19 protein-coding genes are annotated in these 20,656 nt (G+C 66.0%); 14 read left to right on the forward strand and 5 right to left on the reverse strand.

Going from position 1 to position 20,656, the window contains the following annotated elements; genetic code table 11:
* Nucleotides 1-76: 76 nt before the first annotated feature.
* The 3 genes from A9X01_RS11830 to A9X01_RS11840 are packed head-to-tail and all read right to left on the reverse strand — an operon-like array spanning nt 77 to nt 3,314.
* Nucleotides 77-1,141 (reverse strand): acyl-CoA dehydrogenase family protein, encoded by a 1,065-nt coding sequence (locus A9X01_RS11830; RefSeq protein WP_065120960.1) that lies wholly within the window; start codon nt 1,139-1,141, stop codon nt 77-79.
* Between the two features lies 1 nt (nt 1,142).
* Nucleotides 1,143-2,348, reverse strand: coding sequence for an acyl-CoA dehydrogenase family protein (locus A9X01_RS11835; protein ID WP_065120961.1), 1,206 nt, complete (start codon nt 2,346-2,348; stop codon nt 1,143-1,145).
* Nucleotides 2,349-2,363: 15 nt separating this feature from the next.
* Nucleotides 2,364-3,314, reverse strand: coding sequence for an enoyl-CoA hydratase (locus tag A9X01_RS11840; protein ID WP_065120962.1), 951 nt, complete (start codon nt 3,312-3,314; stop codon nt 2,364-2,366).
* A 217-nt stretch (nt 3,315-3,531) separates the two neighbouring features.
* Here A9X01_RS11840 and A9X01_RS11845 point away from each other — a divergent pair, with 217 nt between their 5' ends.
* From A9X01_RS11845 to A9X01_RS11870, 6 genes are read left to right on the forward strand one after another with little or no spacing between them, the layout of a single operon-like run.
* Nucleotides 3,532-4,641: an LLM class flavin-dependent oxidoreductase gene (locus A9X01_RS11845; protein WP_065120963.1), complete on the forward strand. Its 1,110-nt coding sequence runs from the start codon at nt 3,532-3,534 to the stop codon at nt 4,639-4,641.
* A gap of 11 nt (nt 4,642-4,652) precedes the next feature.
* Nucleotides 4,653-7,160, forward strand: coding sequence for an FAD-binding oxidoreductase (locus A9X01_RS11850; protein WP_065120976.1), 2,508 nt, complete (start codon nt 4,653-4,655; stop codon nt 7,158-7,160).
* An 11-nt stretch (nt 7,161-7,171) separates the two neighbouring features.
* A complete protein-coding gene (locus A9X01_RS11855) occupies nt 7,172-8,227 on the forward strand; it encodes an alpha/beta hydrolase (protein WP_065120977.1) in 1,056 nt (351 codons plus the stop codon).
* The gene (locus A9X01_RS11860) at nt 8,227-8,724 is read left to right on the forward strand and encodes a flavin reductase family protein (RefSeq protein ID WP_065120964.1); all 498 of its coding nucleotides are present in this window, start codon (nt 8,227-8,229) and stop codon (nt 8,722-8,724) included. The genes A9X01_RS11855 and A9X01_RS11860 overlap by 1 nt, the downstream gene beginning before the upstream one ends.
* On the forward strand, nt 8,721-9,806 hold the full coding sequence (locus A9X01_RS11865) for a 3,4-dihydroxy-2-butanone-4-phosphate synthase (protein ID WP_065120965.1): 1,086 nt from the start codon (nt 8,721-8,723) through the stop codon (nt 9,804-9,806). Before A9X01_RS11860 ends, A9X01_RS11865 begins: the two co-directional genes overlap by 4 nt.
* Nucleotides 9,807-9,809: 3 nt before the next feature.
* Nucleotides 9,810-10,580, forward strand: a complete 771-nt coding sequence (locus A9X01_RS11870; RefSeq protein ID WP_065120966.1) for an SDR family oxidoreductase — start codon at nt 9,810-9,812, stop codon at nt 10,578-10,580.
* A 10-nt stretch (nt 10,581-10,590) separates the two neighbouring features.
* Here the strand turns inward: A9X01_RS11870 and A9X01_RS11875 are convergent, their stop codons facing one another.
* Nucleotides 10,591-11,781, reverse strand: coding sequence for a TetR/AcrR family transcriptional regulator (locus A9X01_RS11875; protein ID WP_065120967.1), 1,191 nt, complete (start codon nt 11,779-11,781; stop codon nt 10,591-10,593).
* Nucleotides 11,782-12,081: 300 nt separating this feature from the next.
* Nucleotides 12,082-13,263 (reverse strand): LuxR C-terminal-related transcriptional regulator, encoded by a 1,182-nt coding sequence (locus A9X01_RS11880; RefSeq protein WP_081282336.1) that lies wholly within the window; start codon nt 13,261-13,263, stop codon nt 12,082-12,084.
* A gap of 125 nt (nt 13,264-13,388) precedes the next feature.
* Between A9X01_RS11880 and A9X01_RS11885 the strand changes: the two genes are divergently transcribed.
* The 8 genes from A9X01_RS11885 to A9X01_RS11920 all read left to right on the forward strand — a co-directional run bounded on the left by A9X01_RS11885 (nt 13,389) and on the right by A9X01_RS11920 (nt 20,648).
* Nucleotides 13,389-14,633 (forward strand): cytochrome P450, encoded by a 1,245-nt coding sequence (locus tag A9X01_RS11885; RefSeq protein ID WP_065120969.1) that lies wholly within the window; start codon nt 13,389-13,391, stop codon nt 14,631-14,633.
* Nucleotides 14,630-15,031 carry a nuclear transport factor 2 family protein gene (locus A9X01_RS11890; RefSeq protein ID WP_081282335.1) on the forward strand — a complete coding sequence of 134 codons (402 nt, stop codon included), beginning with the start codon at nt 14,630-14,632 and terminating at the stop codon, nt 15,029-15,031. The genes A9X01_RS11885 and A9X01_RS11890 overlap by 4 nt, the downstream gene beginning before the upstream one ends.
* Nucleotides 15,028-15,222: a ferredoxin gene (locus A9X01_RS11895; RefSeq protein ID WP_065120970.1), complete on the forward strand. Its 195-nt coding sequence runs from the start codon at nt 15,028-15,030 to the stop codon at nt 15,220-15,222. Before A9X01_RS11890 ends, A9X01_RS11895 begins: the two co-directional genes overlap by 4 nt.
* Nucleotides 15,223-15,420: 198 nt before the next feature.
* Entirely contained in the window at nt 15,421-16,206 is a 786-nt protein-coding gene (locus A9X01_RS11900; RefSeq protein WP_065120979.1) for an MlaE family ABC transporter permease, read from the forward strand.
* 48 nt (nt 16,207-16,254) lie between these two features.
* Nucleotides 16,255-17,031, forward strand: a complete 777-nt coding sequence (locus tag A9X01_RS11905) for an ABC transporter permease (protein WP_155772043.1) — start codon at nt 16,255-16,257, stop codon at nt 17,029-17,031.
* 4 nt (nt 17,032-17,035) lie between these two features.
* Nucleotides 17,036-18,400: an MCE family protein gene (locus A9X01_RS11910; RefSeq protein ID WP_065120972.1), complete on the forward strand. Its 1,365-nt coding sequence runs from the start codon at nt 17,036-17,038 to the stop codon at nt 18,398-18,400.
* Nucleotides 18,397-19,425 carry a virulence factor Mce family protein gene (locus A9X01_RS11915; RefSeq protein WP_065120973.1) on the forward strand — a complete coding sequence of 343 codons (1,029 nt, stop codon included), beginning with the start codon at nt 18,397-18,399 and terminating at the stop codon, nt 19,423-19,425. The genes A9X01_RS11910 and A9X01_RS11915 overlap by 4 nt, the downstream gene beginning before the upstream one ends.
* On the forward strand, nt 19,422-20,648 hold the full coding sequence (locus A9X01_RS11920) for a virulence factor Mce family protein (RefSeq protein WP_065120980.1): 1,227 nt from the start codon (nt 19,422-19,424) through the stop codon (nt 20,646-20,648). The genes A9X01_RS11915 and A9X01_RS11920 overlap by 4 nt, the downstream gene beginning before the upstream one ends.
* The last annotated feature ends 8 nt before the right edge of the window (nt 20,649-20,656 follow it).

The following is a 20,656-nucleotide window of genomic DNA, read 5'->3' on the forward strand; positions in this document are numbered from 1 at the left end:
AGGGCGAGCATGATTCATGTCAAGACCATTGACAACCGCTGATCCATTCCGCAGCCTGCGATCGTATGTCAGGGCTTCACAATCCCGCGCGGTCGGCAAGCAGCGCCCGGTGCTGCGCACTGCTGCCGAACAGCGCTTGGGTGCTCTTGGCCCGGCGAAAGTATCGGTGCAGGCGGTGTTCCCAGGTGAACGCGATGCCGCCATGGATCTGGATGGCGGATTCCGCGCACTGCACAAAGGTGTCGGCGGCCTGCGCCTTGGCCAGTGGCGCCGCGATCGCCAGCTCCTCGCCGCCGGCGGCGCTCATGGCCGCGAACATCACGGCCGCGCGGGTGGCGTCGATCTCGACGAGCATCTCCGCGCACATGTGCTTGACCGCCTGGAAAGAGCCGATCGGTCGGTCGAATTGGGTGCGCCGGCGCGCATAGTCGACAGCCATCTCGAGGCAGGCTTCCGCGCCGCCGAGCATCTCGGCCGCGAGCAGCACCCGGGCGACGTCCATGACCGGCAGCAGGTCGCCGGGCCCGCCCGCCCGCAGCGCATCGGCGGGCACCTGACTCAGCCGCATCCGCGCTACCGGCCGGGTGATATCGAACGACGGCGGCCGTTCGACAGTGAGGCCGGGTGCGTCGGCCCGTACCACGCAGGTGGTGATCTCACCGTGGGACGCGGCGGCCGGCACCACGAACAGGTCGGCGACGTGACCGTGCAGCACCGGTGAGCACGTGCCGGTGAGCAGGACGCGCCCGTCCCGTCGTTCGGCTACCACGGTCGCGCCGCTCGCCGCGCCGGGGCCCCAGGCGCCGAACGCAGCGATCTGCGCACCGCACAACAGTCCGGCGAGTAGTTCCTTGCGCTGGTCTTCATCGCCGAGGCGCAGAATTGCTTCGACCGCAAAGGCATTGGTTGCGAACGGAACTGGGGCAAGCGCCCGGCCGAGCTCGCTGCACGCGATGGCCGTATCGACGAGGGTGGCGCCGGCGCCGCCGTACTCGGCCGGGACGTGCAGGCCGGGCAGTTCGAGTTCACCGCACAGGCGCTGCCACAGCGCCGCGTCGTATTCCTCAGCGCTCGGGCGCTGCAGGAAGCCGCGTAACGCCGCACGGAAATCGTGCTGCTCGGTGCTGTATTGAAAGTCCATGTCAGCGTGGCAATCCGAGAAGCTTCTCGCCGATGACGTTGCGCTGGATCTGCGAGCTGCCGGCATAGATTGTCGCGGCGCGGGAGTAGAGCAACTCGTCCATCCAGCATGCGGGGGAGTTCGGCGTGCCGGCTTCTGGCACCACCCGCGCTGCGCCGTTACCCGGCCCGTCCGGGCTCAACGCGTCGAGCCCCAGGATCTCTGCGGCGAGATCGGTGTAACGGCGGAAGTACTCGCTCCAGATGACCTTGCTGATCGCGGCGTCGGCACCGGGCAGCTCGCCGTTCAGCGCCGAGGTAAGGCCGCGGTAGCCGCGGTAACGCATGATCTGCACGCGGGAGAAGCACCATGCCAACCCATCTCGGATGCGCGGCTCGGTGTTCAGGCCGCGGTCGCGCGCGAGGTCGCACAACCGCTGCAGGTCGCGACCGAACTCCAGAGCGACCGTCGCCACGGCTGAGCCGCGCTCGAACCCCAGCAGCGTCATCGCGGTGGCCCACCCGTTGCCGACCCCACCCAGCACATTGCCCGCGGGAGTGCGGGCATCGGTGCAGAACACCTCGCTGAAAGACGAATGGCCGGCGGCGTTGACGATCGACCGGACGAGGATGCCCGGCTGATCGATCGGCACCAGCAGCAACGACAACCCCTTGTGCTTGGGCACGGTCGCGTCCGTGCGCGCCAACAGGAAGATCCAATTCGCCGTGTCACCGGCCGACGTCCATATCTTCTGGCCGTTGATCACCCATTCGTCGCCGTCGAGCACGGCACGGGTGCGCACGGCCGCCAGGTCCGACCCGGCGTCGGGTTCGGAGAAGCCCTGGCACCAGCGGTCCTCGCCGGACAGGATGCGCGGCAGAAAATGCGCCTTCTGCTCTTCGGAGCCGACGGCGATCAGGGTGTTGCCGAGCAGATCGATGCCGAGCAGGTCGTTCTCGGCGCGTTCCGGCGCGCCCACTCGGTTGAACTCCTCGGCGAGCACCACCTGCTCGAGGGGGGAGAGGCCACCGCCGCCATACTCTTTGGGCCACGACACCGCCACCAGTCCGGCGGCGGCCAGCGACTGCCGCCACCGCCCGGCGAAGTCCTCGCGCTCTTCGGGTGCAAGGGCGCCGAGGCCGGACCAGCAGGCCGGCAACTGATCGGCCAGGAACTCGCGGATGCGATGGGCAAAAGCCCTGACCTCCGGCGGATAGGTGATATCCACGTCGGGTGCCCCTCTTCAGGGCCGCTGCTTGTCGGCCGCCAGTATTTCGGGAGCGCCGCGCCAGTCGTCCAAGCCGTACTCGACAGTTCCGTAGGACAGCTGTCCGCCGGTCACCTCGGCCCAGTGGGCGTGGTTGAGCTGATGGATCTTGAAACACCCGTCCAGGGCGGTCGTGAAACCCATCGCGTCGACGGTCTGATTGACCGATTCCTTGATCAGCAGCGCCGCCAGCGTCGGCACCTTCGCGATTCGGCGGGCGAATGCGATTGTGCTGTCCGTCAATTCGTCGGGAGGAAAAACCTTGCTGACCATCCCGAGCTGGTGGGCCTCATCGGCACCGATCGAGTCGCCGGTGAGCAGAAGTTCTTTCGCCTTGCGCGGGCCGAACTCCCACGGATGGCCGAAGTACTCCACGCCGCACATGCCCAGCCGGGTACCGACGACGTCGGCGAACACGGTGTCTTGGCTGGCCACGATCAGGTCGCAGCACCACGCCAGCATCAGGCCCGCGGACAGCACCGTCCCGTGGACCTGGGCAATGGTGATCTTGCGCAGGTTGCGCCACCGCTTGGTGTTCTCGAAGTAGTAGTGCCATTCCTGGCGATTGCGCGACTCCACGCCGCCGAAGCTGCCGCCATTGCATTGGTAGCTAGGGTGCTGGTCCGGTCCCGGCGTGCGCTCGCGAACGTCGTCGGTTGAACCGAGGTCGTGCCCGGCCGAGAATGCCGGGCCCGCGCCGCGCAGGATCACCACGCGGACGGCGTCGTCCGCTTCGGCGAGCTCGAACGCGGCACCGAGTTCCACCAGCAGTCCGCGGGTTTGCGCGTTTCGCTGCTTCGGCCGGTCCAGCGTGATCGCCGCGATCCGGCCGTCGTCGATCGTCTCGTAGCGCAGGAACGTGAAGTCGGTTCCGCGCCGCTCCCCGTTGGGCCGGTGATCGATCGAACTCACCCCGGTAACGCTCATAACGGCTCCTCGCTGCTCAATGCACACGGCGAACGGGTGACCCGTGCGAGATTACGCGCGCATTCCGCATTATGTCCATAGACAGTACGCGCTACTAACGCAGCGATCCGAAAGAATCAGCAAGCAACAAGGCTCTTGTGTACAACGAAGTATCTTGCTAGTACTGTGATAGACCTACAGACCGGCCGACCTGGCACCCGACGACGAAGGGTTAACGATGGAGATCGGAATCTTCCTGATGCCGGCCCATCCACCGGAGCGCACCCTGTACGACGCGACCCAGTGGGATCTCGACATCATCGAGCTGGCCGACCGGCTCGGATATGTGGAGGCCTGGGTCGGCGAACACTTCACCGTGCCCTGGGAGCCGATCTGCGCGCCGGATCTACTGCTGGCGCAGGCGCTGTTGCGAACCAAGAACATCAAGCTCGCACCGGGCGCACACCTGCTGCCCTATCATCACCCGGTCGAATTGGCGCACCGCGTAGCGTATTTCGACCACCTCGCTCAGGGCCGCTTCATGCTGGGCGTGGGCGCCAGCGGCATTCCCGGCGACTGGGCGCTGTATGACGTCGACGGCAAGAACGGTGAACACCGCGAGATGACCCGCGAAGCGCTGGAGATCATGCTGCGCATCTGGACCGAGGACGCACCCTGGGAACATCGCGGAAAGTATTGGAACGCCAACGGGATCGCGCCGATGTTCGAGGGTCTGATGCGGCGCCACATCAAGCCGTTCCAGAATCCGCATCCGCCCATCGGTGTCACCGGCTTCAGCGCGGGCTCCGAGACGCTCAAGCTGGCCGGTGAACGCGGTTATCTGCCGATGAGTCTCGACCTCAACACCGAATACGTTGCCACGCACTGGGATGCGGTGCTCGAAGGCGCCGAGCGCAGCGGTCGCACGCCGGACCGCCGCGACTGGCGGTTGGTGCGTGAGGTGCTGGTGGCCGAGACCGACGAGCAAGCCTTCCGTTACGCCGTCGACGGCGCGATGGGGCGCGCCATGCGCGAGTACACCTTGCCGACCTTCCGCATGTTCGGCATGACCAAGTTCTACAAGCACCACTCCTCCGTCGCCGACGACGACGTGACCGCGGAATACCTCGCCGAGAACACCTTCGTGGTCGGTTCGGTCGACACGGTGGTCGACAAGCTGGAGGCCACCTACGATCAGGTCGGCGGATTCGGCCATTTGTTGGTGCTCGGGTTCGACTACCGGGAGAACCCGGGACCTTGGAAGGAATCGCTGCGACTGCTGGCCGAGGAAGTCATGCCCAGACTCAACGCCCGCATCGCCCGCAAGCCAGTCGCGTTGGTCGTCTAGCGGTGTCGGTCATGCCGGTTCGTCAGGTCACCGTCGGTTATTCGGACGGGGCGCACAAAATCATGCCGGTCCGGCCGGACCAGACGATGCTCGATGCCGCCGAGGAGCACGGCGTCGCCATCGTCAACGAATGTCAGAGCGGGATCTGTGGCACCTGCGTCGCTTCATGTATCACCGGCACGTACGAGATGGGACGCACCGAAGGCCTGTCCGATGTCGAGCGTGCCGACCGAAAGATCCTGACCTGCCAGACCTTCGCCACCTCGGACTGCCGCATCGAGGTGCAATACCCGGCCGACGACAACGCCGCGCTGTTGGTCACCGGCGACGCGCTGGTGACCGCAGTAGAGCTGATGTCGCCCAGCACCGCCCTGTTGCGCCTCGACATCTCGGACTGGGGAGAAACGCTGCACTACAAGGCCGGCCAATTCGCCCAGCTGCAGGTGCCGGGCACCGACATCTGGCGCAACTACTCCTACGCCCACCCGGCCGACGGCTGCGGGGAACTGGAATTCATCATCCGGTTGCTGCCCGACGGAGTGATGTCGAACTATCTGCGCGACCGCGCCAAGCCCGGGGACCGAATCTCTCTGCGGTGCAGCAAGGGCAGCTTCTACCTACGGCCCGTGGTGCGGCCGGTGATCCTGATCGCGGGCGGCACCGGTCTCTCGGCGATCCTGGCGATGGCGCAGAGCCTGGATGCGCACACCAGTCAGCCGGTCTATCTGCTCTACGGGGTCACCGACGCCGCGGATCTGTGCAAGCTCGACGAACTCAAGGATTTACAGCGTCGGGTCGTCGCCGTGGACGTGCGCGTCACCGTGGTCAAGTCCAGCGACGGGTGGGATGGGCGCACCGGACTGGTCACCGACCTGCTGGACGAGCGGATGCTGGCCGGTAGCGACGCCGACGTCTACCTGTGCGGCCCGGCGCCGATGGTTGAGGCCACCCGAAGCTGGTTGGGCGACAATGGGTTCCACCGCGTCGGGTTGTATTACGAGAAGTTCGTGCCCAGCGGGGCGGCCAAGAGCCGCACCCCCGTCCGCCTTGACCAGGCGCGGCTGGACGTCGATGACATCAGGCGGCGCGGTCGTGGCACGGCCGTGATCATCGGCGGCAGCATCGCCGGCATCGCGGCAGCGAAGGTGTGCAGCGAGACCTTCGAGCGCGTCATCGTGCTGGAACAAGACGACGCACACCGGCGCCGCGAAGGTCGGCCCGGCGCGGCTCAGGGCTGGCATCTGCACCATCTGCTCACCGCCGGGCAGATCGAGTTGGAGCGTTTATTCCCCGGCATTGTCGACGACATGGTCAAAGAGGGCGCATTCAAGGTCGACATGGCCGCGCAATACCGGATCAGGCTGGGCGGGTCGTGGAAGAAGCCGGGCACCAGTGACATCGAGATCGTCTGCGCCGGAAGGCCGCTGCTCGAGTGGTGCGTGCGGCGCCGGCTCGACGGCGAGCCCCGAATCGACTTCCGCTACGAATCCGAGGTGACCGACCTGGTACTCGACCGTGCGAACAACAGCATCATCGGCGTCGCGGTGGGGGAGGACGCCCAGGTCATTCCCGCCGAGTTCGTCGTCGACGCATCAGGCAAGAACACCCGGGTGCCGGAGTTCCTGGAGCGCTTGGGAATCGGCGCGCCGGAAGTCGAACAGGACATCATCAACTGCTTCTACTCGACCATGCAGCACCGTGTTCCGCCCGAGCGGCAGTGGCAGGACAAGGTGATGGTGATCTGCTACGCCTACCGTCCCTTTGAAGACACCTACGCCGCGCAGTATTACACCGACAGTTCCCGCACGCTGCTGTCCACGTCTTTGGTGGCCTACAACTGTTATTCCCCGCCGCGGACGGCGAAGGAGTTTCGCGAGTTCGCCGACCGGATGCCGTCACCCATCGTGGGCGAGAACATCGACGGGCTGGAACCGGCGTCGCCGATCTACAACTTCCGTTACCCGAACATGCTGCGCCTGCATTACGAGAAGAAGCGAAACCTGCCGCGCGCACTGGTGGCGGTCGGAGACGCTTACACCAGCGCCGACCCGGTCTCGGGGTTAGGAATGAGTCTGGCGCTCAAGGAGGTTCGCGAGATGCAGGTGCTGCTGGCCAAATACGGTCCGGGGCACCGGGAGTTACCGCGCCGCTACTACCGCTCGATCGCCAAGATGGCCGACACCGCCTGGTTCGTGATCCGTGAGCAGAATCTGCGGTTCAACTGGATGAAGGACGTACAGAAAAAGCGTCCGTTCTACTTCGGCGTCCTGACCTGGTACATGGATCGGTTGCTGGAACTGGTGCACGACGACCTCGACGCGTACCGGGAGTTCCTGGCCGTGGTCCACCTCGTCAAACCGCCGCTGGCGCTGATGAGACCGGGCATTGCGTCACGAGTGCTCGGCAAGTGGGCCCGCACCCGACTGTCCGGCGAGAAGACACTGATCGCTCGCAACTACGAGAATCGGCCCGTACCAGTCGAACCCGTCGACCAGCTGGTCGGCGCCAGCAGACCATGAGGGAGGCGACCATGGCGCAGGTTCATCGAACGCTGAACTGCCGGGGCACTCGGATCCATGCCGTGGAACAGGGTGAGGGTCCGATGGTGGTGCTGATCCATGGCTTTCCGGAGTCGTGGTACTCCTGGCGCCACCAGTTACCCGCCCTCGCCGATGCCGGCTACCGCGTGGTGGCCATCGACCAGCGCGGTTACGGCCGCTCGTCGAAGTACTTCCTGAACTCGGCCTACCGCATCAAAGAATTGATCGGCGACATCGTCGGTGTGATCGACGCCTACGGCGAGGATAACGCTTACGTGGTGGGTCACGACTGGGGCGCGCCGGTCGCCTGGACCTTCGCGTGGCTGCACCCGGATCGGTGCGCCGGCGTGGTCGGCATCAGCGTGCCGTTCGCGGGTCGCGGTGTGATCGGGTTGCCGGGCAGCCCATTCGGCGAGCACCGCCCGAACGACTACCACGTGGAACTGGCCGGAGAAGGCCGAGTCTGGTACCAGGACTACTTCGCGGCGCAGGACGGCGTCATCGCCGAAATCGAAGAAGACGTCCACTCATGGCTGCTGGGCCTCACCTATACGGTGTCGGGCGAAGGAATGATGGCGGCCACAAAGGCCGCCGTCGACGCCGGGGTCGACCTGGCGTCGATGGACCCGATCGACGTGATCCGGGCGGGCCCGCTGTGCATGACACAGGGAGCAAAGCTCAAAGACGCGTTCCTCTATCCCGAGACGATGCCCGCCTGGTTCACCGACGTCGACGTCGATTTCTACGCAGGCGAATTCGAGCGCTCCGGTTTCGGCGGCCCGCTGAGCTTCTACCACAACATCGACAATGACTGGCATGACCTGGCGGACCAGGAGGGCAAGCCGCTGACCCCGCCTGCGCTGTTCATCGGCGGCGAATACGACGTCGGGACCACCTGGGGGGCTGAAGCGCTGCAGCGGGCGGACGAGGTGATGTCGGACTTCCGCGGCTCGCACTTGATTTCCGATGTCGGCCACTGGATTCAGCAGGAGGCGCCGGAGGAAACCAACCGGCTACTACTGGAATTCCTTGATGGACTTCGCTGATGATTATTGACCGACTGGACGAGACGACGTTGCGGCGGGCGTTCGGCTGCTTCCCGTCCGGCGTCGTCGCGGTCTGCGCGGCGGTCGACGGGGTGCCGGTCGGGATGGCCGCGAGTTCGTTCACCTGCGTTTCTCTCGACCCGCCGTTGGTGTCTGTGTGCATTCAGCTTTCCTCGGCAACGTGGCCGCGGTTGCGGGAGCGGCCGTACCTCGGCCTCAGCGTGCTGGCCGAGCAGCATGACGAGGCCTGTATCAGCCTGTCCCGTAAGGAAGGTGATCGGTTCGCGGGCGTCGGGTGGACCGAGCTGCCCAGCGGCAGCGTGGTCGTCGAGGGAGCCGCGGCCCGGCTGGAATGCCGGCTTCGCGACGAGCTTGCGGCCGGGGACCATCTGATCGCGGTGCTCGAGGTTCGCTCGTTGACCGCCGACCCGCAGGTACCGCCACTCATTTTCCACGGTAGCCGGCTTCGGCGGCTGGCAGTCCAGGACCGCGCATGAAGACGACCGATGTGCGGGTGCGGCGTGCGATCACCGCGCTGGCCGCCGGACGGCCCGTCGTCCTCAGTGACGGCACCGACGGCGACGGCCAGCTGGTGTTCGCCGCCGAGGCCGCGACCCCGGCGTTGCTGCACTTCGTCATCCGCCATACCTCGGGCTACGTGCGAGTCGCGCTGCCGGGCCACGAATGTGTCCGGTTGAACCTTCCGCCGGTGTCGAGCGCCGCCGAAGGTGCCAGCGCCCATTGCGTGTCGGTGGACACCCGCGGCACCGGCACCGGCATCTCGGGCGCGGATCGCGCGCGGACCATCGCCGCGCTCGCGTCACCCGCCACAGTCGCCTCGGATCTGCAGCGCCCGGGTCACGTGGTCCCGGTCCGGGCCGAGCCCGACGGGGTGCTGAGCCGACGCGGGCCCGGGGAGGCGGCAACCGATCTGGCATTCCTTGCGGGGCGGGGACGGTGCGCGGCTTTCAGTGAGATCGTCTCGCGCCGCGATCCCACGCTGGTGGCTCGTGGCCCCGAGGCGGTGGAGTTCGCGGTAGCACACGGATTGGCCGTGGTGTCCATGGCCGAGTTGGTGGCGTACCGACGCCGAACCGAGCCGCAGGTGGTTCGGCTGACGGAGACGATCCTGCCCACCCGGGCGGGCAACTGCCGGGCGATCGGATACCGGGATGTGTACGACGGTGGCGAACACCTGGCGCTGATCGTGGGAGCCACCGGTGCGGGGGTCCCGCTGCCGTTGCACGTCCACGTCGAGTGCCTGACCGGAGACGTGTTCGGCTCCAACGCTTGTCGGTGTGGTGACGAACTCAACCGTGCCATGACCAGAATGAGGGCTCAGGCGGGTGGTGTTGTGCTGTATCTGCGCCCGTCCGGCCCACCGCGTGCGTGCGGTCTGTTCGCACCCGCGACCGCCGACACCCACCCGAACATCTCGGACACCGTCGCCTGGATGCTGCGCGATCTCGGCGTGTTCGCACTCCAATTGTCCGAGGAGGTGCCAGGATTCGGTCTTGTGTTATTCGGGGCGATTCGCGAGCAGGGCATCGGTACACAGACTCTCGCGGTCGCGGGCTGATCGGTGGGGCACCCTGATTTGGCCGGGAAGACCGCCATTGTCACCGGAGCCGGCGCCGGTATAGGTCTGGCCGTGGCGCAACGGCTCGCCGCCGAGGGCTGCCATGTGCTCTGTGCGGACATCGATGCCGCCGCCGCCGATACCGCCGCCACGAAGGTGGGTTCCGGCGCGCTGGGTCACCGGGCCGATGTCAGCGTCGAGGATGAGGTCATCGCCATGGTGGCAGCCTGCGTCGACGCGTTCGGCGGGGTGGACAAACTGGTGGCCAACGCCGGTGTGGTGCACATGGCTTCGCTCATCGACACCGCCGTCGAGGACTTCGATCGGGTGATCGGGGTAAACCTACGGGGCGCCTGGCTGTGCACCAAGCACGCGGCCCCACGAATGATCGAGCGCGGCGGGGGAGCGATCGTCAACCTCTCGTCGCTGGCCGGTCATATCGGGGTGGCGGGGACCGGCGTATACGGCATGTCGAAAGCGGGCATCAGCCAATTGACCCGGGTTACCGCCGCCGAATTGCGTGCCGCCAACATCCGCGCCAACGCGCTGCTGCCGGCGTTCGTCGACACGCCGATGCAGCAGACCGCAATGACGATGTTCGACCAAAACCTCGGAGAGGGCGGGGCGCGCAACATGATTGACCGCCTACAGGGCCGCATGGCCACACCCGAGGAGATGGCCGGCATCGTGGCGTTCCTGCTGTCCGACGATGCAGCCATGATCACCGGGACCACGCAGATCGCCGACGGCGGCACGGTCGCCGCGCTCTGGTGAGCGCCCCGCCTCAGGTCCGGCTGGTGAGAATGGACAACGCGATGGCCGTTATCTCGTCCGCGACCCCGACATAGCGGGTGAGATGCCAGGTGCGGGCGGCGTCTTCGATGAAGCTGATCGCCGCGGCGACCAGCAGCCGTGCCTCCGCCGCACTGGTCCGCGGGACCAGCCCGGCGATGAGGTCTATCCAAATCGCTTCGCGGTCAGCCTGATTGCGCAGGTAGCCGTCCCGCACTTCGGCGGAAGCATGCGACAACTCGGTGACGCACACCGCCACCAGGTCCGGCGAGTCCAGGCTGACTTGCACATGCCCCCGGACCAGGCCCTGCAGCCGTTGCGCCGCATCTGATTTCACACTCAGCGCCCGAATCGTTTCCAGGCTGCGCCACTCGTCGAGACGGCGGACCAGCGCGTCCAAGATGGCCTGCTTCGATGAGAACGAGCGGTACAGGCCCGGACCGGCAATTCCTGCGCCCTTGGCGATTTCGCTGGTGCTGACGGCCGGATACCCCTGCGCCCGGAACAATCGTGCACCGGTGGCCAGCAGCGTCTCGGAGCGGGAGAACAGGGTGTCGCCTGCGCGGTCGTCCTCGATCGGCTCGAGATCGGCGACCGGCGGTGTGCGGGCCGCCGCCATGCACGCCTCATAAAGCCGCTCGTTGAGTTCGGCGGCGGGCAGGGTCAGGTTATGCCGGCCCAGGCTGGTCAGTGTGCTGGACACCGCCCAGGCCCGCAGTTCCGCGTGTGGTGGATTGAGCCCGGGTACTTGCAGCACAACGCTTTCCCGCATGCCCGCGACGATCGCGTTGATGCGCCGACGAACCTCCCCGCGGTCCTGCTCGTTGAGATAACGGGCCTCACGTTGCCATAGGACCGTCAGCGATCGGGATGCGATGGCCGCAGCGATCAGATCGGGCAGGTCGACGTTCAGTGGGCGCGACGTCGGCTCGGCCGCACCCTCGGTGAGGCGGCGTGCGCTCTGGTACTGATCCTGACCGGTGCGGATCGCTTCGGCGAGCAACGCCTGTTTGTTGTCGTAATGCCGATAGAGAGCACGGGCGGTGACGCCGGCCGCCTCGGCGATGTCCTCCAGCTTGACCGAGTGAAAGCCGCGGTCGATGAACAGCTTGACGGCTTGATCGAGGATCTGCTGCTTCCGGTCTTTCGGCCGGCGCCGCACGGGCGCAACGGCGGTCTCCATCGACGTACACCCCCTCCGTGAAGCTGAACTTACAGCTTCAGTCCGCTTTGCTGCTCGAAGTCCGCTAGGTCAAACTAGTCACTGAAACGGTGATCTTGCCCTTCTCGACCTGCGCCCTTCCCAGGACCCAAGGAAGTCGCGGACGAGTCTCGCACTGGCTTCCTTGGTGTCAGGCATCCCGCAACTCCTCTGATATGCCGGATCACTAATTTACATGACGCGGGTTAGATGCGCTATCACATGCTTGTTCTTTGACTATGTCGACTACGATATAGGTATCGACTATGGACTTAATCCATGTTAGTTAATGTCTGGGACACTGGCCAGTCGCACGTACGCCGACGCGGCTTCGGCGCGGTTGGTCGCGTTCAGCTTCCGCAGCACCCGCTTCACATGCGACTTCACCGTGCCCGCCGAGATCACCAGCTCGTCGGCGATCTGCTGGTTGGTGCGCCCGGCCGCCATCAGCCGCAAGACCTCGACCTCGCGCCGGGTCAGCACGGTCATCACCCGCGTCTGGACCTCGGCCAGAGACCGGGCGGCGGGACTGCGTTCGACCGGTTCGATCTTGCGCAGGTCCAGATCGGCGTCCTGCAGGGCGCGGGCCGCCTCGTCGGCGGACGCCAATGCGCGCAATACCTCGGTGTGCTGACGGCGCATCCGCTCCAACAGGACGGTGCGCTCGTAGGCGTATCCGAAGCCTTCCGCGAAGGCCCACACCGTGTCGCGATCGATCTCGTCGACGATGCGTCCCGAATAGAGCCGGTCGGCATGCAGGAACCCGATCACCTTGCCCGTCGGCATCACCGGGGCCGCCACGTAGGAGCGCGTCAGCGAGAAGTCGACGATCGGCCGGTTGACCCGCGGGTCGTTGCGGGCGTCACGGACGATCGCGGGCGCGTGTCGGCGGATCATCTGCGTTTCGATCAGCATGTGATCCAGCAACGGCGCGACCGACTGCGCGAAGGCGACCATCTTATCCGCGCCGTCGCTGTCGTCGCCGAAATACGCTGACTCCATGACCATTCGGCCCTCGTGGACCCGGAACAGCACGGCGCGGTCGAATCCACACGACTCCACCAGTTCGCGCGGGGCCCGGTCGACGATCGTCGCGACGTCGTCGACGGCGCGCAGCTTGCTCAACGCCTCCTGTACCTGCAACAGCGCGAAGGTGCGCCGCTTGGCGCCGTCCTCGATCAGCTCGCGCTCGAGGGCGGACAGCTCCAGCACTGATTCCAGCGCGTCAAGCGCGTGCGCATCTGCGAGCGACTCCAGCGCGTTGTGCACGATGGCCGCCTTGGCGTCAATGGCTTCGGCGACGACCGCCATCGCATCGTCGGTGGGATCGGCATCGGGAACCATTTCCCGGTAGCGACGCACTGCGTCGCTTTCCCTGACCGGACGAGACGCCCAGCCCGGGTGGTCACCGTCGGCCAGCGTGCGTGATGTCCCGGGTTCGGGTGTCTCGCTGACGACGGTCACGCTGCTCACTGTCCTCCCGCCAGGCCGGCGACGCGACCGAAATCCCAAATTCCCCTCCTACGGGGGTAGGAGTCCTCCCCAACGGGGGATCGATTTGCCGCCGCCGCTGGCACAGGCTGGTCGACATGTCATCAACGACCGTATCGGCCATCGAAGTGCTGCCCACTCCCCAGGGCATCGCAAACCCGTATCCGCTCTACGACGAACTGCGCGGCAGCTCACCCGTTGCGGGATATCGGGATTGGCCACCCGGCACCATTCCGGGGGCCGACGAGCCGGTCACCGCCTGGGCACTGTTCCGCTATGACCAGGTCTTCGAAGCCGCCCGCGACAGCGCCACCTTCTCGTCGCGGGATCCCCTGCAGGAGGCTTCGTCGGCCCCGAGCCTGATGCTGGTCAACACCGATCCGCCCAAGCACGAGGTGGAGCGCAAACTGGTCAGTCAGGCCTTCTCCCCACGGCGGGTCAAGCGACTCGAGGGCTGGCTCAACGAGTTGATCCCGCACCTACTCGATGACCTCGGCGACGGCGACGTCGAAATCATGGACTTCGCGGCCGAAGTCCCCACTCGGGCAATGGTTCGGCTGCTGGGGTTGCCCGATGGCGACCACGTCCGGTTCCGGCGCTGGGCCAACGCATTCATGCTCTCGTCGTCGTTGACCCCGGCCGAGCGGATCACCAGCAACGAGGAGATGGTGCGAACGTTCGCCACTCGTCTGGCCGAGCACACGGCCAGACTGGCCGGACAAGAACCCGGTGACGACACCGGGGAGACCGACGATGCCGAGGATCTGATCTCGGCGCTGCTGCGCGCCGAGGTGGATGGGCAACGGCTCACGCCCGAGGAAATCGTGCGCTTCTGCGTCACGCTGGTGGTGGCCGGCAGCGAGACCACAACCTTCCTGATCGGCAACCTGCTCCACGCGCTGGCCCGAGAACCTCAGGTGCAAGCGCGTATTCGCGCCGATCGAACACTGCTGAACATCTTTGTCGAGGAGACACTCCGGCTCGACGGACCGCCGCAGCGTCTGTTCCGCATCGCAACCCGAGACGTCGAGATCGACGGCAAGCTGATCCGCAAGGGGGAGTGGGTGGCGCTGTTCTTCGGGTCCGCCAACCGTGACCCGGCCGTATTTCCCGAACCCCGGCGACTCGACATCGACCGGCCCAACATCCGCCAACAGCTCTCCCTGGGCCACGGCTTGCACTTCTGCCTCGGCGCCTCACTCGCGCGCTTGGAGGTGATCGCGGTGCTCAATGCCGTGCTCGACCGCTATCAGACGATCACCCTGACCGACGACCCCGGTACCAAGCAGACCGCCAGCCTGTTGACCCACGCCTATGTGCGCCTGCCCCTGCATCTTTCATGAGCGAATCGCGCAATATCCAAGCCACCGAGGCGATCTACGCCGCGGTGCCAGCCGGTGACCTGCAAACCGTGCTCGCGCACCTCGACCCCGAGGTGCGCATCACCTATTACGGAACCGAAAAGATCCCGTACGCCGGCGATTACCGCGGCATCGACGGTGCAATGACGTTCCTGGCCCGGGTAGGTGAGACGGTCGAGATCCTCGAGATGGCACCGTGGAAGTTCATTGCGCAGGGTGACGACCTGGCCACCTGGGGATGCCAACGGTTTCGCCGGGTCGCCACCGGATTCGAGTGGGAATCAGAGTTCGCGCACATCATCACGCTGCGCGACGGCCGCTGGTTGCACTTCCGCGACTTCGCGAACTCGGCGCTCGCCCTGGACGCTTTCACCCGATGAAAGTCACCGCCGATCGCGAGATCTGTATGGCCGCAGGAATGTGTGTCATGACCGCCGATCCCTTTTTCGATCAGGATGCCGAGGGCATCGTCCTGGTGGCCTCTCAACAGGTACCGGGCGACCAGGAGGGCCGGGTGCGGACGGCGATCAAGTTGTGCCCGTCGGGGGCACTAAGACTGGCACCGGAATGACACACAGCGTGTACTACTTAAATACATCATATCGCTTATACGGCCATTTGCATCGGTTTTTACACCGTGACCGCTTGAATACTTGCGTATTGACTATGGACATGAGGGTATCGCGCCGCGTAACCTCGCGGGTGTCACTCGTCCACTTCGACCTGTCCGGGGGGCCAGCGTGATGATTCACCGGCGGTGCGCAGCGACATGGTGATCGCGGCCGGCAGGGCGCCCGTCGCAGCCATCAAGCCACTCGGCGCGATGGGCGATTTCTTCGCGATGACGCTGGACACCTTCGTGTGCATGTTCCGTCGGCCCTTCGCGTGGCGCGAGTACCTGTTCCAATGCTGGTTCGTGGCGCGGGTTTCCACCTTGCCGGGCATCCTGATGACGATCCCCTGGGCGGTGATCTCGGGATTCCTGTTCAACGTGCTGCTGACCGACATCGGCGCCGCCGACTTCTCCGGGACCGGCTGCGCGATCTTCACCGTCGACCAGAGCGCACCGATCGTCACCGTGTTGGTGGTGGCCGGCGCGGGGTCCACCGCGATGTGCGCCGATCTCGGCGCCCGCACCATTCGCGAAGAACTCGACGCGCTAAGAGTGATGGGTATCAACCCGATTCAAGCGCTGGCCGTGCCCCGGGTGCTGGCGGCGACGACCGTGTCGCTGGCGTTGAGTTCAGTGGTCACCGCGACCGGTCTGATCGGTGCATTCTTCTGTTCGGTGTTCCTGATGCACGTCTCGGCGGGTGCCTGGGTAACGGGACTGACCACGCTCACCCACACGATCGACGTCTTCATCTCGATGATCAAGGCCACGCTGTTCGGGCTGATGGCCGGCCTCATCGCCTGCCACAAAGGCATGTCGGTGGGCGGGGGCCCGGCCGGGGTCGGCAGAGCGGTGAACGAGACCGTGGTCTTCGCCTTCATCGTCCTGTTCGTCATCAACATCATCGTCACCGCCGTTGGCATGCCGTTCATGGTGTCCTGAGGTGCAGCCGTGACACCGACCAAAACCGTTGCCGGCGAGTGGAATCGGATGGGCTCACAGATGCGGTTCTATGTCAGCACGCTGGCCGGGATTCCCGATGCCGTGATGAACTACCGCGGCGAGTTGCTGCGCGTGATCGCGCAGATGGGTTTGGGCACCGGGGTGCTGGCGGTGATCGGGGGAACCGTGGTCATCGTCGGCTTCCTGGCCATGACCACCGGCGCCATTGTGGCGGTGCAGGGCTACAACCAATTCGCCTCAGTCGGTGTGGAGGCGCTGACCGGCTTTGCCTCGGCGTTCTTCAACACCCGCGAGATCCAGCCCGGCACCGTGATGGTCGCGCTGGCGGCGACCGTCGGCGCCGGGGCCACCGCACAGCTCGGGGCGATGCGGATCAATGAGGAGGTCGACGCCCTCGAGGTGATCGGGATCCGCAGCGTCAGTTACCTTGCCAGTACCCGGGTGCTGGCCGGCGTGGTGGTCGCGGTTCCGCTGTTCTGCGTGGGTCTCATGACCGCCTACCTGGCCGCACGGCTGGGCACCACGGCGGTCTACGGGCAGGGGTCCGGGGTCTACGACCACTACTTCAACACCTTTCTCCGGCCGTCCGACGTGCTGTGGTCATCGCTGGAAGTCGTTGTCGTGGCGCTGATGATCATGCTGGTGTGCACCTATTACGGGTACACCGCGCACGGCGGACCTGCCGGCGTCGGCGAAGCGGTAGGTCGCGCGGTGCGGGCCTCGATGGTTGTTGCCTCGATCGCCATCGTCATCATGACGCTCGCCATCTACGGCCAGTCCCCGAACTTCCACCTGGCGAGCTAGGGACATGGGTCGCGGGCCGGGGGGACATCGGGTCAAGGACGGGTGGTGGACGCTGATCCTGCTCGCGGTGATCGGTGTGGTCGTCGTGGTGACCGCGGTGTCCTTCACCGGCACCTTGCGCTCCTTCGTGCCGGTGACCCTGGTCGCCGACCGCTCCGGGCTGGTGATGGACACCGGCGCCAAGGTGATGCTGCGCGGTGTGCAGGTCGGCCGGGTCAGTCGGATCGGCCAGACAAACAAGGGCACCAGCCTGGTGCTGGAGATCGACCCGGATCAAACCCGGTTCATCCCGGCCAATGTCGAGGCCCAGATCAGCGCGACGACCGCTTTCGGCGCCAAGTTCGTGGACCTGGTGATACCGGAAAACCCAAGCGCCGCCAGGCTATCCGGCGGAGCGGTGGTGCGGTCGCGGAACGTCAGCACGGAGATCAACACGGTTTTCGAGAACGTCGTGGACCTGCTCGACATGATCGACCCGCTCAAGCTGAACGCGGTTCTTACCGCGGTGGCCGATGCCGTTCGCGGCCAGGGCGAGCGGATCGGCCAGGCCACAACCAGCCTCAACGAGGTACTGCAGGCACTGAATGCGCGTCGCGAGACCATCGGCCGAAACTGGCGGTCGGTCCGGAAGTTCGCCGACACCTACGACACCGCCGCGCACGACGTCGTGGCGATCCTCAATGCCGCCAGTACCACCAGCGTCACCGTCACGGATCACGCGAAACAGTTGGATGCGCTGCTGCTCAACGTGATCGGACTGTCCGATAGCGGCACCACCCTGCTCGGCTACAGCAGGGACAACCTGGTGGCTTCTGTCAACGTCCTCGAACCGACCACGAGCCTGTTGTCCAAGTACAGCCCCGAGTACACCTGCTTCCTGCAGGGCACCAAGTGGTACCTGGACAACGGGGGATACTCCGCGTGGGGCGGCGCCGATGGCCGGACCCTGCAACTCGATGTGGCGCTGCTACTCGGCAACGACCCCTACATCACCCCGGACAACCTGCCACGTGTCGCGGCCAAGGGCGGTCCGGGCGGACAGCCCGGCTGCGGGTCACTGCCGGACGCCACCAAGAACTTCCCGGTGCGCCAACTGATTACCGACACCGGCTGGGGAACAGGACTGGACATCCGGCCCAACCCCGGCCTCGGGCATCCCTGCTGGGCGGACTACTTCCCGGTCACGCGCGCGGTGCCCCGTCCGCCGTCCATCCGCCAGTGCCTGCCCGGCCCGGCGCCCGGCCCGAATCCGGGTGGGCCCCCCTACGGGGCGGCGCTGTACGGGCCTGGGGGAGTGCCGCTTTGGCCTGGAATCCCGTCGGCAATCCCGCCTGGTACGCCCGACGTCCAAGCGGGTGAGCACCCATGAGGGAGAACCTCCGGGGCGTCGTCATGCGCCTCGCGGCGTTCCTGACGGTGTGCCTGCTGACCGCCTTTGTGCTCGTCGCCGTCTTCGGCGAGGTGCGATTCGGTGACGGCAAGACCTATTACGCCGAGTTCACCAACGTGTCGAATCTCAGGCAGGGCAAGCTGGTACGCATCGCCGGGGTCGAAGTCGGGAAGGTCAGCAAAATCTCGGTCAACCCGGACGCGACGGTGCGGGTCGAATTCACCGCCGAGGATTCGGTCGTCCTGACCGAGGGCACCCAGGCCGTGATCCGGTACGACAACCTGTTCGGCGACCGCTATCTTGCTCTGGAGGAAGGAGCGGGCGGGCCCGCGGTGCTGCGCCCCGGACAGACGATTCCGCTGACGCGCACCAAACCGGCGCTGGATCTGGACGCGCTGATCGGCGGTTTCAAGCCGCTGTTTCGGGCACTGAATCCCGACCAGGTCAACGCGCTGAGTGAACAACTGCTGCAAGCCTTTCAAGGCCAGGGGCCCACCATCACCTCCTTCCTGGAGCAGGCCACGGCCCTGACGAACACACTGGCGGACCGCGATCAGTTGATAGGGCAGGTGATCGACAACCTGAACGTGGTGATGGGTTCGCTTGGCGGCCAGAGTGATCGGCTGGATCAGGCAGTGGCCTCGCTGACGCAGTTGGTGCACGGGCTGGCCGAACGCAAAGCCGATCTGTCCAATGCGGTGGCCTACACCGATGCCGCCACGGGTTCGATCGCGGACCTGCTGGCCCAGGCCCGCGCGCCGATGTCGAAGGCGGTACGCGAGACCGATCGGGTCGCCAGCATCGCGCTTGCCGACCACGACTACCTGGACAACTTGCTCAACACGCTGCCCGACAAATACCAGGCGCTGGTGCGCCAGGGCATGTACGGCGACTTCTTCGCCTTCTACCTGTGCGATGTCGTGCTGAAGGTCAACGGCAAAGGCGGTCAGCCGGTCTATGTCAAGGTGGCCGGGCAGGCCACCGGGCGGTGCGCGCCGAAATGAAATCCTTCGCCGAGCGCAACCGCCTGGTCATCGGCACCGTGGGCATCGTGCTGGCTGCCGGCGCGGTCACGGCTGCCCTGCAATACCAGCACCTGCCCTTCCTCGATCAGGGCCGAACCGTCGGCGCGTACTTCGTGGACGCGGGCGGTTTGCGGACCGACAACACCGTCGAGGTCTCCGGATATCCGGTCGGGAAGGTGGCCAGCATCGAACTCGACGGACCCGGCGTACTGGTCACGTTCAAGGTGGACAACAACATTCGGCTGGGCAGCCGCACCGAGGCGGCGATCAAGACCAAAGGGCTGCTGGGCAGCAAGTTTTTGGACATCACGCCCCGCGGCGATGGCCGGCTGGACGGACCCATCCCGCTCGAGCGCACCATGTCGCCCTACCAATTGCCGGACGCGCTGGGCGATTTGGCCACCACGATCAGCGGACTGAACACCAACCAGTTGTCCCGATCGCTGGACACACTGGCGCATACCTTCGCCGACACCCCGGCCGACTTCCGCGACGCGATGAAGGGCGTGGCACGGCTCGCACAGACACTGGATGACCGGGACGCCCAGCTGCGCCGGCTGCTGGACAACGCCGCCAAGGCGACAAGCGTGCTGGCCAAACGCAGCGACCAAATCGTCGGCCTGGTGCGGGACACGACAGCGCTGCTGACCCAGCTGCGGACGCAGAGCGCGGCCCTGGACCAGATCTGGGGAAACATCTCGGCGGTGTCGCGGCAACTGCAGGGCTTCATCGGGGAAAACCGGCAGCAACTGCGGCCCGCGCTGGACAAGCTCAACGGGGTCCTGTCGATCGTGGACGAGCGCAAGGAACGCATCAAGCAGGCCATCCCGCTGCTCAACTCCTACGTCATGTCGCTGGGCGAATCACTCTCGTCCGGGCCGTTTTTCAAGGCGTATGTGGTGAACCTGCTCCCCGGCCAGTTCGTGCAGCCGTTCATCGGAGCCGCATTCTCCGACCTCGGGCTGGACCCGGCCACCCTGCTGCCCTCGCAAGTGACCGACCCGCCGACCGGGCAGCCCGGCACGCCCGCGCTACCGATCCCGTATCCGCGCACCGGCCAGGGCGGCGAGCCGCGACTGAACCTGCCGGATGCCATCACCGGCAACCCCGGAGACCCCCGCTACCCGTACCGCCCAGAGCCCCGGCGGCCAGGGTGGGCCCACCGGAATACGGCGGGGTCAACTGGATGGCGCGGCCGGTGACGAGTTGC

The sequence above is a fragment of the Mycobacterium asiaticum genome (assembly GCF_001668675.1).
GTDB classification, from domain to species: Bacteria; Actinomycetota; Actinomycetes; order Mycobacteriales; family Mycobacteriaceae; genus Mycobacterium; species Mycobacterium asiaticum_D.

Excerpts from the sequence above, each read along its gene's own strand:
- A9X01_RS11830 (WP_065120960.1), bottom strand. The coding sequence starts at position 1,141 with ATGGACTTTCAATACAGCACCGAGCAGCACGATTTCCGTGCGGCGTTA.
- A9X01_RS11840 (WP_065120962.1), bottom strand. The coding sequence starts at position 3,314 with ATGAGCGTTACCGGGGTGAGTTCGATCGATCACCGGCCCAACGGGGAG.
- A9X01_RS11845 (WP_065120963.1), top strand. The coding sequence starts at position 3,532 with ATGGAGATCGGAATCTTCCTGATGCCGGCCCATCCACCGGAGCGCACC.
- A9X01_RS11850 (WP_065120976.1), top strand. The coding sequence starts at position 4,653 with ATGCCGGTTCGTCAGGTCACCGTCGGTTATTCGGACGGGGCGCACAAA.
- A9X01_RS11855 (WP_065120977.1), top strand. The coding sequence starts at position 7,172 with ATGGCGCAGGTTCATCGAACGCTGAACTGCCGGGGCACTCGGATCCAT.
- A9X01_RS11860 (WP_065120964.1), top strand. The coding sequence starts at position 8,227 with ATGATTATTGACCGACTGGACGAGACGACGTTGCGGCGGGCGTTCGGC.
- A9X01_RS11865 (WP_065120965.1), top strand. The coding sequence starts at position 8,721 with ATGAAGACGACCGATGTGCGGGTGCGGCGTGCGATCACCGCGCTGGCC.
- A9X01_RS11875 (WP_065120967.1), bottom strand. The coding sequence starts at position 11,781 with ATGGAGACCGCCGTTGCGCCCGTGCGGCGCCGGCCGAAAGACCGGAAG.
- A9X01_RS11885 (WP_065120969.1), top strand. The coding sequence starts at position 13,389 with ATGTCATCAACGACCGTATCGGCCATCGAAGTGCTGCCCACTCCCCAG.
- A9X01_RS11890 (WP_081282335.1), top strand. The coding sequence starts at position 14,630 with ATGAGCGAATCGCGCAATATCCAAGCCACCGAGGCGATCTACGCCGCG.
- A9X01_RS11895 (WP_065120970.1), top strand. The coding sequence starts at position 15,028 with ATGAAAGTCACCGCCGATCGCGAGATCTGTATGGCCGCAGGAATGTGT.
- A9X01_RS11900 (WP_065120979.1), top strand. The coding sequence starts at position 15,421 with ATGGTGATCGCGGCCGGCAGGGCGCCCGTCGCAGCCATCAAGCCACTC.
- A9X01_RS11905 (WP_155772043.1), top strand. The coding sequence starts at position 16,255 with ATGGGCTCACAGATGCGGTTCTATGTCAGCACGCTGGCCGGGATTCCC.
- A9X01_RS11910 (WP_065120972.1), top strand. The coding sequence starts at position 17,036 with ATGGGTCGCGGGCCGGGGGGACATCGGGTCAAGGACGGGTGGTGGACG.
- A9X01_RS11915 (WP_065120973.1), top strand. The coding sequence starts at position 18,397 with ATGAGGGAGAACCTCCGGGGCGTCGTCATGCGCCTCGCGGCGTTCCTG.
- A9X01_RS11920 (WP_065120980.1), top strand. The coding sequence starts at position 19,422 with ATGAAATCCTTCGCCGAGCGCAACCGCCTGGTCATCGGCACCGTGGGC.